Here is a 13,439-nt window from a genome sequence, read left to right on the forward strand (position 1 = left end):
GGCGGCCGTCACGCAGCAGCTCACCGGCGCGCCGGGCGGCTTCCAGCGCGAGGCCGAGGAGTTCGTCCTTGAGCTCGTCCTGGCTTTCGTCCTGGAGTTCGGCGTTCACAGGGCCCCCTGCTGTCGCTGGTACGGGCTGTCCGCGCCCGCGGCTGCGGGGCGCGGCGCGCGGCCGGGGCAGCAGCCGACGGGGCAGAGATCATGGCTCGGCCCCAGCAGGCCCAGGGCGCGGCGCTCCACCGCGCTTCCCCGCTCGACCGCGGCCCGCTCCAGCACCAGCTCGCGGACCCCCGCCGCGAACCGCGGGTCCGCTCCCACGGTCCCGGCCCGGGAGACCGGCAGCCCCAGCTCCTCCGCCTTCGCCGCCGCCTCGGTGTCGAGGTCGTATCGGACCTCCATGTGGTCGGAGACGAAACCGATGGGCACCATCACCGCGGCCGGCGCTCCGGCACCGTGCAGGTCCTCCAGGTGATCGCAGATGTCCGGCTCCAGCCAGGGGATGTGCGGTGCGCCGCTGCGCGACTGGTAGACGAGGCGCCAGGGGTGCTCGGTGCCGGTCGCCTCGCGGACCGCCCCGGCGATCTGCCGCGCCACGTCCAGGTGCTGGGTGACGTACGCGCCTCCCTCGCCGTGCTCGTCCACCGGACCGGAGGTGTCCGCCGAGGCCGTCGGGATGGAGTGGGTGGTGAAGGCCAGATGTGCTCCCGCGCGGACCTCCTCGGGCAGCTCGGCGAGCGCCGCGAGCGCGTTGTCCACCATCGGTCCGATGAACCCGGGGTGGTTGAAGTAGTGCCGGATCTTGTCCACCCGCGGCAGCGGCAGTCCCTCGGCCTCCAGCGTCGCCAGCGCGTCGGCGAGGTTCTCCCGGTACTGCCGGCAGCCGGAGTACGAGGCGTACGCGCTCGTGGCGAGGACCAGGATGCGGCGCCGGCCCTCGGCCACCATCTCGCGCAGGGTGTCCGTGAGGTACGGCGCCCAGTTCCGGTTGCCCCAGTGGACGGGCAGGTCGAGACCGTGCTCCGAGAAGTCCTTGCGCAGCGCGTCCAGCAGCTCCCGGTTCTGCGCGTTGATCGGGCTGACCCCGCCGAAGAGGAAGTAGTGCTGCCCCACCTCCTCGAGCCGCTCGCGGGGGATGCCGCGGCCGCGGGTGACGTTCTCCAGGAACGGCACGACGTCCTCCGGGCCCTCGGGGCCGCCGAAGGACAGGAGCAGCAGGGCGTCGTACGGGGCGTGCACTGGCTGTTCGGACATGCCCCGATCCTGCCATCCGCCACTGACGGCCGGAAAATGACGGGCGCCCGGCGCCGTCGGCCCGTAATCTGTCCAGGCTGTCGACATTCCTTACCGGCGGAGTGCCCGTTGCCCAGCCCCTACCGAGCGATCTTCGCCGTCCCCGGCGCCAAGGGGTTCTCGGCCGCGGGGTTCCTCGGGCGTCTTCCGGTGTCGATGATGAGCATCGGCGTCGTCACGATGATCTCCGAGCTGACCGGCCGGTACGGTCTCGCAGGCGCTCTCTCCGCCACTCTGGCCCTGTCCGTGGCCGTCCTCGGACCGCAGATCTCCCGGCTCGTGGACCGCTACGGCCAGCGCCGGGTGCTGCGCCCGGCCGCCCTGGTCTCCGTCACTGCCGTCACGGGCCTTCTGGTCTGCGCGCACCAGCGCGGGCCGGACTGGATGCTGTTCGTCTTCGCCACCTGCGGCGGCTGCGTACCCAGCGTCGGCTCGATGATCCGGTCGCGGTGGGCGGCGGTCTACCGGGAGTCGCCGCGCGAGCTGCACACGGCGCACGCCTGGGAGTCCATCGTCGACGAGGCCTGCTTCGTCCTCGGTCCGATCATCTCCATCGGGCTGTCCACCGCGTGGTTCCCGGAGTCCGGCCCACTGCTGGCCGTGGTGTTCCTCGCCGTCGGCGTCCTCTGGCTCACCGCGCAGCGGTCCACCGAGCCCGTCCCCGATCCGCTGGAGAAGCACACCAGGGGCTCGGCGCTGTGCTCCCCCGGCCTCAGGGTCCTGGCGGTGACCTTCGTGGCGACGGGGGCGGTCTTCGGTGCGGTCGATGTGGTGACGGTGGCCTTCGCGGAGGAGGAGGGGAACAAGGCGGCGGCGAGCGTGGTGCTCGCGACCTACGCGCTGGGGTCCTGCCTGGCGGGAGCGGTCTTCGGACTGCTGCACCTGAAGGGCCCGGCCTCCCGCCGATGGCTCCTGGGGGTGGTGGCGATGGCCGTGAGTACGATCCCCCTCCAACTGGCCGGGAATCTGCCGGTTCTGGCCGTGGCGCTCTTCGTCGCGGGCCTGTCCGTCGCACCCACGATGGTGTCCACCATGGCCCTCGTCGAACAGCACGTGCCGCGCACGAAGATGACCGAGGGCATGACCTGGATCAGCACCGGAATCACGGTCGGAGTGGCGCTCGGCTCGTCGGCGGCGGGCTGGGTCGTCGACATCGCCGGTGCCCGCGCCGGGTACGCCGTGCCGACGGCGGCCGGAACCCTCGCGGCGGCGGTGGCGTTCCTGGGGTACCGCCGGCTGCGGCCGGCTGCCGGGCGGGTGGGGCCGCCCATACGGCGGATGAGGGGAGGGTCCGGTGCGGACGACCGAGAGCAGCAAGGTGTGGCGTAACTGGGCGGGGAACGTCACCGCGCGCCCGGTCCGGTCCCTCGCCCCGTCCTCCGCCGGCGAGGTGGCTCGGATCGTGACGGCCGCCGCGGAGGACGGTCTGACGGTGAAGCCGGTCGGCACCGGCCACTCCTTCACCACGACCGCCGCGACCGACGGGGTGCTGATACGGCCGGAACGGCTCACCGGCATTCGGGAGACCGACCGCGCCGCCGGGACGGTGACGGTCGCCGCGGGCACCCCCCTGAGACAGCTCAACGAGGCGCTGGCGGCACGGGGTCTCTCGCTCACCAATATGGGCGACATCATGGCGCAGACAGTGGCGGGCGCCATCAGCACCGGGACGCACGGCACCGGCCGGGACTCCGCCTCGATCGCCGCCCAGATCACGGCGCTTGAGCTGGTCACCGCCGACGGCTCGGTCCTGCGCTGTTCGCACGGTGAGAACCCGGACATCTTCGCGGCCGCCCGGACCGGTCTGGGCGCCCTCGGCGTGATCACCTCCGTCACGTTCGCCGTGGAACCACTCTTCTTCCTCACCGCCCGCGAGGAGCCGATGGGCTTCGACCGGGTCACCGCGGAATTCGAGCAACACGTCGCCGAGAACGAGCACTTCGAGTTCTACTGGTTTCCGCACACCGCCAACTGCACGACCAAGCGCAACAACCGCAGCGCCGGACCGGCCACTCCTCCCGGGCGGATCAGCGGCTGGATCGACGACGAGCTGCTGTCCAACGGCGTGTTCCAGGCGGCCTGTTCCCTGGGCCGGGCGGTGCCCGCGACCGTCCCCGGTATCGCCCGCATATCCAGCCGCGCCCTGTCGGCCCGGACCTACACCGATCTCCCCTACAAGGTCTTCACCAGCCCGCGCAGGGTCCGGTTCGTGGAGATGGAATACGCGGTTCCGCAGGCGGCCGCGGTGGCCGCACTGCGGGAGGTGAAGGCGATGGTCGACCGCTCGCCCCTGCGCGTCGGCTTCCCGGTGGAGGTCCGGACCGCCCCGGCCGACGACATCGCGCTCTCCACCGCATCGGGACGGGAGACCGCGTACATCGCCGTGCATCTGTACCGGGGGACCCCGCACCGGGCCTACTTCACCGCGGTGGAGCGGATCATGACGGCGCACGACGGCCGGCCGCACTGGGGCAAACTGCACAGCCGCGACGCCGCGTACCTCGCCGAGGTCTACCCTCGCTTCCGGGAGTTCACCGCACTGCGCGACCGGCTGGATCCACGGCGGGTGTTCGGGAACACCTATCTGCGCCGGGTGCTGGGCGAGTAGGGCGTTTCATCCATCCGGGTCGGTCACTCCGCGTATCCGCCACCCGCCCCGCCGCCGTCCGCGGAGCGACCCGATACCGGCCGCCGCGCACCGAGTTGACCGGCCACAAGGCGGATTCGTTAGTTCCGATTCGGTGGATGCTGTGAACATCCCAGTCCCATCCTCGGCGTCGTGGCAGTCAACTCCGGTCCGCGGCGATAAGTTCGGCGGCGCGGCGGGTCCACCCGGATGGCCCGAATGGAGTACTGTGGCGAGCCCAGGCTCCGGTTCCTCGTCCGGCCGCCCGGACCTACCGGAGGGGGCCGGAGGCGGCACTCGGACCGGCGGAGCCGCGGCAGGGCACGGGTAACGGCGCACGACAACGACCGGCACGGTCACTGAGAGTGGCGAATAGGTAACCGTGTCATAACGGCGGATACGGGCGCATGCCCGACACGCCGGGTAACTCAGCAATGTTGTGGCAGGCTGCACCCGGGCAGGCCACACTCGACCAGCGGAAGCAGCGACGCACGTGACGTCGGCAGGCACCACCCGGGAGGTCCCCATGCCCGAACTGCGTGTCGTGGCCGTCAGCAACGACGGCACACGGCTGGTGCTGAAGGCTGCGGACAGCACGGAGTACACGCTTCCGATCGACGAACGACTGCGCGCCGCCGTGCGCAACGACCGTGCCCGGCTGGGCCAGATCGAGATCGAGGTCGAGAGCCACCTCCGCCCCCGCGACATCCAGGCGCGTATACGGGCCGGTGCCTCCGCCGAGGAGGTCGCACAGCTCGCCGGCATCTCGGTCGACCGGGTCCGGCGGTTCGAGGGCCCTGTCCTCGCGGAGCGCGCCTTCATGGCCGAGCGGGCCCGCAAGACACCGGTGCGCCGGCCCGGGGAGAACACCGGACCTCAGCTCGGCGAGACAGTGGCGGAGCGGCTGTTGCTGCGCGGCGCCGACCGGGAGACCGTGCAGTGGGACTCCTGGCGCCGGGACGACGGCACCTGGGAGGTCCTGCTCGTCTACCGGGTCGCGGGCGAGCCGCACTCGGCGAGCTGGACCTACGACCCGCCGCGCCGCCTGGTGCAGGCCGTGGACGACGAGGCCCGGTCGCTGATCGGGGAGACCGACGACACCCCGGAGCCCAGCTTTCCGTTCATCCCGCGGATCGCCCGGCTGCCGCGCGACCGGCCGCTCGACCGGCCCGCTGCCCCCGCGCCGGAAGCGGACGAGAGCGGCGACCGGGACTCGCTGACCAGCCTGCTGGAGGCGGTCCCCAGCTTCCGGGGCGACATGGTCGTCCCCGAGCCGGTGTCACCGCCGCTGGCCGAGGAGGAGCCCGAGGAGGAGCCGGAGACCACGGCCGAACCGGCACCCGCCGCGGCCGGTGCCGGTTCGGCGTACGCGGATGTGCTGATGCCGCGTTCGGTGGCCGGCCACCGCGATCGGCTCACCGGCACGACGGACCGTCAGGCGGAGGCGGACGGCGTCCGGCCGGGCCGCCGAGCCGCGGTGCCCAGCTGGGACGAGATCGTCTTCGGCACGCGCCGCAAGAAGCAGGAGTAGCGGCACACGCGCACGTGAACAGCAGGGCCGCCGCCGCGGTGGGACATCCCGTCGCGGCGGCGCCCCTGCGGCGTGTGCGGGCCCGTCAGCCCCGCTCCGCACCCGTGGCCACCGGGCGGTCGGCCTGGGAGGACCACTCGCTCCAGGACCCCACGTACAGCGCTGCCGGAACGCCCGCCACGGCCAGGGCCAGCACCTCCTGCGCGGCCGAGACACCGGAGCCGCAGTAGACGCCGACCTCCGCTTCACCGCCCGCGCCGAGCGCGGAGAAACGCTCGCGCAGCTCCGCCGCGGGACGCAGCCGGCCGTCCTCCCCGACGTTCTCGGCCGTGGGGGCCGATACCGCGCCGGGGATATGACCCGCGACGGGGTCGATCGGCTCGACCTCGCCCCGGTACCGCTCCCCCGCCCGGGCGTCGAGCAACACGCCCGAGCGGGCCAGCTCGGCGGCGTCGTCCGCGGAGAGCAGCCGCAGGGACCCCGGCTCCGGGGTGAACGACCCTCCGGCGGGCGGTGGCACCTCTGTCGACAGCGGACCGCCCCCGTCCGTCCACGCGGCGAGGCCGCCGTCCAGGACCCGGACGTCCGGGTGCCCGGCCCAGCGGAGCATCCACCACGCCCGCGCCGCCGCCCAGCCCTGCCCGCCGTCGTAGACGACAACCGGGCGGCCGGCCGAGACACCGGCCCGGCGCATCGCGCTCCCGAAGGTCTCGAGATCCGGCAGCGGGTGCCGTCCGTTCTCCCCCGGAGGGCCCGCGAGTTCGGTGTCGAGGTCGATGTAGACCGCGCCGGGCAGATGCCCGGCTTCGTACGCGGGCCGGCCGGGCGGACCTCCGTGCTGCCAGCGCACATCGAGCAGCACCGGCGGCCGCTCCCCCGCCGTCTGCCTCGCCAGTTCGGATGCGGTGATGATGGCATTCATGGGTCCCATCTTCGCGTAGTGCGGCCTGCGCCGGATGTTCCTCGGTACACCGGGCACACGACGGATGGTTACCGAAGCGAGATAACACAGAAAGGGACGTGAAACACCAAAACGGTCATCCTCCGGCGCGAACCCGTGGAATGCGGCGCGGCCCTGGCCCACTGTGCGACCGGTGGTGCAAGCATCTGAAAGGGCGTCCGCCCGGGATGGCGGTACGCCCGGTCCCGCACGACCACCACGATGGTCCGAGGAGAGAGTGACGATGACCGAGGCAGCGACCCGCCACACACCGGGTACGCCTTGCTGGGTGAGCCTGATGGTCCACAGCCTGACCGCGACCCAGGATTTCTACGGTGCCCTGTTCGGCTGGACGTTCAGCCCCGGGCCTCAGCAGCTGGGCCCGTACGCCCAGGCCCTCCTCGACGGCCGGGTGGTCGCCGGGGTCGGCGAGCTGCCACCCGACCGGCATCTGCCGGTCGCCTGGACGACCTATCTGGCGACGGACGACGCCCATGCGGCAGCCGACCGGATCAGGTGCTGCGGCGGCACCGTCGGCGTCGGGCCGCTGGACGCGGGCGAGGCGGGCCGGCTGGTCATCGCCTCGGACCCGACCGGGGCGGTGTTCGGCGCATGGCAGGGCAGGGATCATGCCGGCGTGGAGACGGCCGGCGAGCCCGGCACGCCCGTCTGGAACGAGTTGCTGACGCAGGAGACGGCGACGGTCGCGAAGTTCTACGCCGCCGTCTACGGCTTCGAGGCCGAGGCCGGGGTTCCGCCGGGCCCCGACCGTCTCACCCTGTCCCTGGAGGGCCGCCCGGTGGCCGCGATCCACGGTGTGGGCCACGATCTGCCGCGCGACCGGGGCCCGCACTGGATGACGTACTTCGAGGTCGAGGACACGGACGTCGCGGCCCGCCGGGTGGTCGAGCTGGGCGGACACGTGCTGAGCCCGCCACAGGACCGCCCCCGGGGGCGGACGGCGGGAGTCGCGGACCCCGAGGGCGCCGTCTTCAGCATCGTCAGGACGCGCCCTGGAGGCGCCGACGGATAGTGCGGAGGAGGCGGAAGGCCTGCCCCGTGGTGCGGGGCAGGCCTTCAGCGGTGGAGCGGCGGGGTGCACCGCGTTTCAGGACCGGTAGATGATCAGCGTCACCAGTTGCGTGATCACGACGATCACGCTGGCCAGGGCCATCCACTTCTCGCGGTTCTCGAGCACCGCGCGCAGGCTCCCCGCCGGTTTGCAGACCGGATCACGCTGCCGGATCTGGGCGATCTTCAACCTGGTCGCATGGTGGTGCCAGACCAGGATCCGGTCCTGGTCGAGGCCGCAGGCCAGCAGGAAGGTGTGCAGATCCTCGGTGGACGCGATCTAATTGCCCTGGATCATCTGCTGCACCGTGGCCCGGCCGAGGGTCAGTCCCAGCCGGGCGGCCTCATCGGCGAGTTCACGTGGCGACATGCCCCGGTCGTCGAGGAGTTCGCGCAACAGCGCCACGAAATCCTCCGGCAGCGTGCACAGCGCCAGCGCGATACGGACCTGGTCCACCGGCCGGTTGGCCTCCAGGGCGTTGACGCGTACGCCCTCGTCCGTGGTGGCCTCCTTGACCAGTGCGAGCAACTCCCCCCGGTGACTTTCGCGGTTACGGCGCTCGAAGCGTGAGCGCCCGGGGGGGCTCTCGTCGTCGTGCTCGCCGACGGCCTGCGAGGGCGCGGCGGCGGACGACTCCTCCATGACACTCTGCTGAGCCATCTCCCACCAGGTGCGCCACAGGCCCATCTCCGCGTCCGGGTCGCAGCCCTTGACGAAGGCCTCCACGATCTCCCACTTCGGCAGCGCCTTGCCGGACGCGGCGACGGAGAGAGAGGACGAGGAGTAGTGGCAGCGGTCGGCGAGCTGAGCGATGGTCAGGCCGGCGCCGGCACGCAGCTTGCGCATCCGCTGGACCAACGCGGCAAGCCCGGCGGGGAGGTTGTCCTCCAGAGCGTTCTCAGACCGCGCCATGACCGGAGCGCCCCTTCCCCGCGGTGTTGCTCCTGCGCCGCAGGGCGACCCGGCGTGCGGAGCGGATGCGGTGAGTGCGGTGACCGCGCCCGGTCGGCGGCCTCCGCTCGGGCGTGGGCCCCTCCTGCACGACCGTGGGCCCGGGCGCGAGTTCCGGACGCGGCCGGGGCACGTGCGCACCGTTCACCGCGCCCGTCTCCGGATCCCGGTCCCGGACGGTCTTCTCCAGACTCACCGTCGGCCGTTCCGGGGTTTCCGGGGCCGGTTTTTCGGGACCACGGGCCAGCGGGAAGGCGGTGATCAGCGCGGTGGACAGGGCCAGCCCGAAGGATCCGGCTCCCAGAGGGTCGGCCCCGGCGGCCGCCATGCCCCAGCCGACGCACCCGCCGACTGCGCTGAAGCCCACTATCTGCAGAGTGTTGCGGACTCGCCGCGTGAATTCAGGTGTCACCTTGCGTTCTCTCTCGGGTTCGAAACAGAGCGGGGTCCCTGCCCTGAGTTCAGGTAGGAGACGAAGATGGCGGAGACCCCGCGGTGAATTGGGCTGAGCGCGCTTGACGCCCACGCCCGCTGCGGCGGCAACCACAGCGACTGCGGCGTGAGTGACCTTGCGTTCGTTTACATACTGCCGGAACCGCTCGGCGTACACCACGGTCCACCTGTCGTCCTGGGAAACCTCGAAGAACCCACCTGACTCAGTGTCATCTTCGTGCAGGACGAAGCAAGTTGGGATACTCCGTTGGCATGTGCCACTGCCACCGCGCCAAGGAGTCGTAAGGTCCGCATCACACTGGTTTGCGCGTCACCCGTTCGAGCTAGGGCCGGTAGCCGGATTTGGCAGGTGCCGTCGCTAAAGAATCACGAACAATCAGGAGGCGAAATGCCTGTTTGGTGCTGTCGTTGCAGTTCAGAGCCGAACTCAGGGTGACCTAACCGACACAAGATTCTTCGAACCTCACCCTGGTGAATTGCCGTCGGTCCGTTACCCTTCTATAGGGGTCCTGATGTCGTCACTATGGACCCGCCGGTTCGTCCATCACGAGCCGCTCCAAGGCGTTCTCTCATGGGCTGAGCGCTCACCTTGGGTTCGGTCCCCCGCGGCAACGGGGGGCCTCCAGCTTCCGCTCCTCCCGCAGGAGCGATGCACAGCAGGTCGTCGAGCACAGCTCCGCCGCTGTGACCGTCGGGCGAGGACGTCCGGAAAACAGCGAAGCACATGCAGGCAGTAACGCTTTGGCCAGCGATAAAAACGACGGTGTGTGACGGACCTCACCCCCGGACGGAATACTTCCGGCGTGTCGCCCTGACCGGGGAGCGAGCGGCCGGTACCGCCCAGCGCACCGGTGAAAGAACCCGAGCCGGGGAGGCCTAAGGGCGGGGCTCGGGGCAGGAGTCGGGCCGGCGGTTCGTGACGCTCGTGGGGTCGACCGGGAGCACATCGGGGGAGATGGCGGCCGCGCGGGCGCCGGCGGCGGTCATCCGTCGGCGGTGGTGGCGACGGCACAGCACCTCGTAACCGACCTCGTCCTCCCCCTGGTTGACATCGCCGACCACGACCTGGGCGCCCTCGACGACCATCCGGCCGCCGACCGTACGGGCGTTGTGCGTGGCTCGGGCGCCGCACCAGCACAGCGCCTCGACCTGGAGGACCTCGACGCGGTCGGCGAGTTCCACGAGCCGCTGGGAGCCCGGGAAGAGCTTGCTGCGGAAGTCGGTGGTGATACCGAAGGCGAACACATCGAGGCCGAGGTCGTCGACGATCCGGGCGAGCTGGTCGATCTGCTCGGGCTGGAGGAACTGCGCCTCATCGGCGATCACATAGTCGGCACGACCGCCCGCCGACAGGTGGGCGACGACGTGCCGGTAGAAATCGAACCCCGCACCGGCCTCGACCGCCGCCGTGACCAGGCCGAGCCGGGAGGAGAGCTTGCCCTCGCCCGCCCGGTCGTCCCGAGTGAAGATCATCCCTTGCAGCCCCCGCGCCGAGCGGCTGTGCTCGATCTGCAGAGCGAGAGTGCTCTTTCCGCAGTCCATCGTTCCGGAGAAGAACACCAGCTCGGGCATGGGGGTGGCCGGGCCTTTCGGTCGCACGCGGAGCAGGGGGCAGCGGGCGGAGCAGAGCGTCGGATCAGGTGCGGACTTCGAGGAGCGGCACGAGCTGCTCGACGGCCGTCATCGAGCCGTGCAGCCCGACCATGGCCGACTCCTTGGGTTCGGTCTCCGAGGCGACGATCGCCACGTCGTCGCAGGCCGCGGCTACCACATCGCCGATGCGGCCGTAGACGCGGCTGTCGATCCGCGGGCCGAACCAGCCTGCCTCGACCGCCTCTTGACGCGTCGCCACCCACATCCGGTCCCCCAGGACCTCCCGCCAGACGGCGGCCACATCGGCCGCCGCGCCGGGCACCGCGTAGACATGCCGGGCCCGGCCCTCGCCGCCCAGCACGGCGACCCCGGCGCGCAGCTCCCAGTCCTCGTCGAAATCGATCCGGGCCTCCGGGTCGAAGGGCAGGTCGATCATGCCGTGGTCGGCGGTGATGTAGAGGGCGGAGCGGGGCGGGAGCTGCTCGGCGAGACGCTCCGCGAGCCGGTCCACGTACATCACCTGACCGCGCCAGGCATCGGAGTCCGTGCCGAAGCGATGCCCCTTGCCGTCGACCTCGCTGTAGTACGTGTAGACCAGCGAGCGGTCCGCGGCGGCCAGCTGCTCGGCGGAGAAGTCCATCCGGTCCTCGCCCGAGAGCCGGCCGTGGAAGGTCCCGCCGCTCAAGGCGATCTTCGTCAGCGGGGTGTACTGGAAGTCCGGGGCGGAGACCTGGCAGGTGCGGACCCCGGCGGCGTCGGCCCGCTGGAAGACGGTGGGGTACGGCTGCCAGACGTACGGGTCGGTCCAGGGCTGCCAGCGCAGCTGGTTCATCAGGGCGCCGGTGTCCGGATCCATGACGGTGTAGCCGGGCAGCCCGTGCTCACCGGGCGGCAGGCCGGTGCCGACGGAGGCCAGCGAGGTCGCCGTGGTGGAGGGGAAGCCGGCGGCTATCGGCGCTCCGGTGCGGCCGCGGGACGTGGGCAGCAGGCTGGTGAGGAAGGGCGCTTCGTCGGGGTGGGCCTTCAGCAGCTCCCAGCCGAGGCCGTCGACGAGAAAGACACAGACCCGGTCGGCGGGCTCCAGGCCCAGCCCGGCTGAGAGCCCGGGAACACCCAGTCCGGAGGCCAGGGTCGGCAACAGCTCGGCGAGTGTGCCCGTGCCGTACTCCGGTACGGGGGCACTGCGCGGATCGAGGGGCGCGGGCTCGGGCCAGGCGGAGCCGGCGGTGGCGGGCTGGACCATCAGCGGCCGGATGCGGGGACCACGGTGGCCTCGGACAGCGCCTGCGCGAAGGCCAGGGTCTGCCGGACCGAGTCGGGGCCGTCGCCCGCCTCGCTGACCCGGAGGCTGAGGTCGTCGGCCGTGGAGGAACCGGTGTAGCCGTGGTCCGCCTCGCAGTTGGGGTCGCCGCAGGCGGCGGGCTCGAGATCGATCCGGTTGACGGCGCCCCATCCGATGGTGAGCACCACCTCGCGTGGCAGGGTGCCCGGGGTGTACGACTCGGGGTTGGCCACGACCCGGCTCAGCACCACCGAGGAGATCCGCTCGAGCTTGACGGACTCGGTGGAGGTGGTGGCGTACGGCGACGGGGAGGTCCCGTCGGCGGCCTGCTCGTCGGTGTGGCTGACGATGAAGCGGGTGCCGGTGAGGACGAGCACGGTGACATGGCGGCGGACCTCGTTGGCGTCGAAGGTCGTCTCCTGGTGGACCAGATACGACGCGACCGGCTCACCACCCACGGCGGCCTCCACCGCCTCGGCCACGAGGGCCGGGTAGTAGCCGCTGCGCTCGATCGCCGCGCGCAGCCCCTGGGTCGTCGTACCGGTCTTCGCCATGCGCCCCATCCTACGGGGCGAAAGGGGTCCCGAGCCTCCCTGTGCCACCGGGCAGGGGCCGACAGCGGGCGGTCTCCCCCGGGTTCAGTAGGCGGGAAGACGGCGCGGGCCGAGATCGGCGGGGGCGGGGCGGGGCGCGAGACGGACCGAGGCGCCGAGCACGGTGAGCCCCTGCGGCGCGACCACCACCGGCTCGAGTTCCACGGCGACGACCTCCGGATGGTCGTCGACCAGCCGGGAGACGCGCAGCAGCAGCTCCTCGAGCGCGTCGGTGTCGACGGGCTGGGAGCCGCGCCAGCCGAAGAGGAGCGGGGCGGTCCGGATGGATCTGATGAGCTCGGCGGCGTCGCGGTCCGTGACGGGGACGAGCCGGTGGGCGGTGTCGCCGAGCAGCTCCGAGGGGGCTCCGGCGAGGCCGAAGGAGAGCACGGCGCCGGCGGACGGGTCGATGGCGGCCCGGACGACCGTGTCGACGCCGCGCGGCGCCATGGCCTGGACCACGGGCCGCAGCTCGTCCGCCTTGCCGAGGGAGTCGGTCAGTTCCTGGTGGGCGCGGCGCAATTCGGCCTCGGTGGTGAGGTCCAGCCGGACGCCGCCGAGGTCCGCCCGGTGGCGGAGGTGGGGGGCGGTCGTCTTCAGGGCCACGGGGTAGCCGAGGCGGGCCGCCGCCGCGGCCGCCGCGTCCGGGTCCGGAGCGGGGAGGGTGGGACGGACGGCGATGCCGTAGCGGGAAAGCAGCCGTTCCGCTTCGGCGGCGGTGAGCAGCGTGCTGCGGGGCACGGGGCCGCCGGGGCCCTCCCCCGCGGGCGCACCGCCGTCCGCCGTGGCTCCGAGGAGCACATCGATGTCCGCGGCGGCCTCGGCCTCCCGGATGTCCTCGTACGCCGGCACCCGCCCGGTCTCGGCCGCCTGCCGCCGCCACTGTGCGTACCGCACGGCCTCGGCCAGGGCCCGTACGGCCCGCTCGGCGGCGGGGTAGGCGGGGATCCTGCCGGCGTCGGCGCCCTCGGCGGCCGGGTGCGCTCCCCGGGGCAGGGGACTCTCCCCCTCTCCGGCGGCGGGCCCCGGCGCAGGCGTCCCCGCAGGGCGCCGGCTGTCCGTGGCCGGGTCCGCTCCCGGGTCCCCGCTCCCACTCTCCGCCGCTCCC

General features: G+C 72.2%; 13 protein-coding genes. 4 read left to right on the forward strand and 9 right to left on the reverse strand.

Translation table 11 applies throughout. The features are described 5' to 3' along the window. Positions 1 to 105: 105 nt before the first annotated feature. Positions 106 to 1,251 carry a ferrochelatase gene (locus tag ACTWQE_RS31610; RefSeq protein WP_443332519.1) on the reverse strand — a complete coding sequence of 382 codons (1,146 nt, stop codon included), beginning with the start codon at positions 1,249 to 1,251 and terminating at the stop codon, positions 106 to 108. Between the two features lie 108 nt (positions 1,252 to 1,359). Here ACTWQE_RS31610 and ACTWQE_RS31615 point away from each other — a divergent pair, with 108 nt between their 5' ends. The 3 genes from ACTWQE_RS31615 to sepH all read left to right on the forward strand — a co-directional run bounded on the left by ACTWQE_RS31615 (position 1,360) and on the right by sepH (position 5,447). Continuing rightward, the gene (locus ACTWQE_RS31615) at positions 1,360 to 2,619 is read left to right on the forward strand and encodes an MFS transporter (protein ID WP_443332520.1); all 1,260 of its coding nucleotides are present in this window, start codon (positions 1,360 to 1,362) and stop codon (positions 2,617 to 2,619) included. After that, positions 2,585 to 3,898, forward strand: a complete 1,314-nt coding sequence (locus ACTWQE_RS31620; RefSeq protein WP_443332521.1) for a D-arabinono-1,4-lactone oxidase — start codon at positions 2,585 to 2,587, stop codon at positions 3,896 to 3,898. The genes ACTWQE_RS31615 and ACTWQE_RS31620 overlap by 35 nt, the downstream gene beginning before the upstream one ends. A gap of 511 nt (positions 3,899 to 4,409) precedes the next feature. Then, positions 4,410 to 5,447 (forward strand): septation protein SepH, encoded by a 1,038-nt coding sequence (gene sepH, locus ACTWQE_RS31625; RefSeq protein ID WP_443332522.1) that lies wholly within the window; start codon positions 4,410 to 4,412, stop codon positions 5,445 to 5,447. An 85-nt stretch (positions 5,448 to 5,532) separates the two neighbouring features. Here sepH and ACTWQE_RS31630 read toward each other — a convergent pair whose 3' ends face one another. Beyond that, positions 5,533 to 6,369 (reverse strand): sulfurtransferase, encoded by an 837-nt coding sequence (locus ACTWQE_RS31630; protein ID WP_443332523.1) that lies wholly within the window; start codon positions 6,367 to 6,369, stop codon positions 5,533 to 5,535. Between the two features lie 262 nt (positions 6,370 to 6,631). On the opposite strand from ACTWQE_RS31630, the gene ACTWQE_RS31635 reads away from it, so the two are divergent. Further along, entirely contained in the window at positions 6,632 to 7,420 is a 789-nt protein-coding gene (locus ACTWQE_RS31635) for a VOC family protein (protein WP_443332524.1), read from the forward strand. A 75-nt stretch (positions 7,421 to 7,495) separates the two neighbouring features. Here the strand turns inward: ACTWQE_RS31635 and ACTWQE_RS31640 are convergent, their stop codons facing one another. The 7 genes from ACTWQE_RS31640 to ACTWQE_RS31670 form a co-directional block, all read right to left on the reverse strand. Beyond that, positions 7,496 to 7,648: a hypothetical protein gene (locus ACTWQE_RS31640; protein ID WP_443332525.1), complete on the reverse strand. Its 153-nt coding sequence runs from the start codon at positions 7,646 to 7,648 to the stop codon at positions 7,496 to 7,498. Between the two features lie 90 nt (positions 7,649 to 7,738). Further along, positions 7,739 to 8,371, reverse strand: coding sequence for a helix-turn-helix domain-containing protein (locus ACTWQE_RS31645; RefSeq protein WP_443332526.1), 633 nt, complete (start codon positions 8,369 to 8,371; stop codon positions 7,739 to 7,741). Next, positions 8,358 to 8,777 (reverse strand): hypothetical protein, encoded by a 420-nt coding sequence (locus ACTWQE_RS31650; RefSeq protein ID WP_443332527.1) that lies wholly within the window; start codon positions 8,775 to 8,777, stop codon positions 8,358 to 8,360. Before ACTWQE_RS31650 ends, ACTWQE_RS31645 begins: the two co-directional genes overlap by 14 nt. A 962-nt stretch (positions 8,778 to 9,739) precedes the next feature. After that, positions 9,740 to 10,435 carry a thymidine kinase gene (locus ACTWQE_RS31655; protein WP_443332528.1) on the reverse strand — a complete coding sequence of 232 codons (696 nt, stop codon included), beginning with the start codon at positions 10,433 to 10,435 and terminating at the stop codon, positions 9,740 to 9,742. A gap of 64 nt (positions 10,436 to 10,499) precedes the next feature. Then, entirely contained in the window at positions 10,500 to 11,699 is a 1,200-nt protein-coding gene (locus tag ACTWQE_RS31660) for an alkaline phosphatase family protein (protein ID WP_443332529.1), read from the reverse strand. After that, entirely contained in the window at positions 11,699 to 12,292 is a 594-nt protein-coding gene (locus tag ACTWQE_RS31665) for a DUF5998 family protein (protein WP_443332530.1), read from the reverse strand. The genes ACTWQE_RS31660 and ACTWQE_RS31665 overlap by 1 nt, the downstream gene beginning before the upstream one ends. Positions 12,293 to 12,376: 84 nt before the next feature. Further along, positions 12,377 to 13,439 (reverse strand): acetate--CoA ligase family protein (locus ACTWQE_RS31670; RefSeq protein ID WP_443332531.1); only part of this gene is annotated, 1,063 nt, incomplete at its 5' end.

It is taken from the genome of Streptomyces sp. 8N706 (assembly GCF_052245415.1).
Classification (GTDB): Bacteria; Actinomycetota; Actinomycetes; order Streptomycetales; family Streptomycetaceae; genus Streptomyces.

Coding starts and splice junctions, on each gene's coding strand:
- ACTWQE_RS31610 (WP_443332519.1), bottom strand. CDS start 1,251: ATGTCCGAACAGCCAGTGCACGCCCCGTACGACGCCCTGCTGCTCCTG.
- ACTWQE_RS31630 (WP_443332523.1), bottom strand. CDS start 6,369: ATGAATGCCATCATCACCGCATCCGAACTGGCGAGGCAGACGGCGGGG.
- ACTWQE_RS31635 (WP_443332524.1), top strand. CDS start 6,632: ATGACCGAGGCAGCGACCCGCCACACACCGGGTACGCCTTGCTGGGTG.
- ACTWQE_RS31645 (WP_443332526.1), bottom strand. CDS start 8,371: ATGGCGCGGTCTGAGAACGCTCTGGAGGACAACCTCCCCGCCGGGCTT.
- ACTWQE_RS31655 (WP_443332528.1), bottom strand. CDS start 10,435: ATGCCCGAGCTGGTGTTCTTCTCCGGAACGATGGACTGCGGAAAGAGC.
- ACTWQE_RS31660 (WP_443332529.1), bottom strand. CDS start 11,699: ATGGTCCAGCCCGCCACCGCCGGCTCCGCCTGGCCCGAGCCCGCGCCC.
- ACTWQE_RS31665 (WP_443332530.1), bottom strand. CDS start 12,292: ATGGCGAAGACCGGTACGACGACCCAGGGGCTGCGCGCGGCGATCGAG.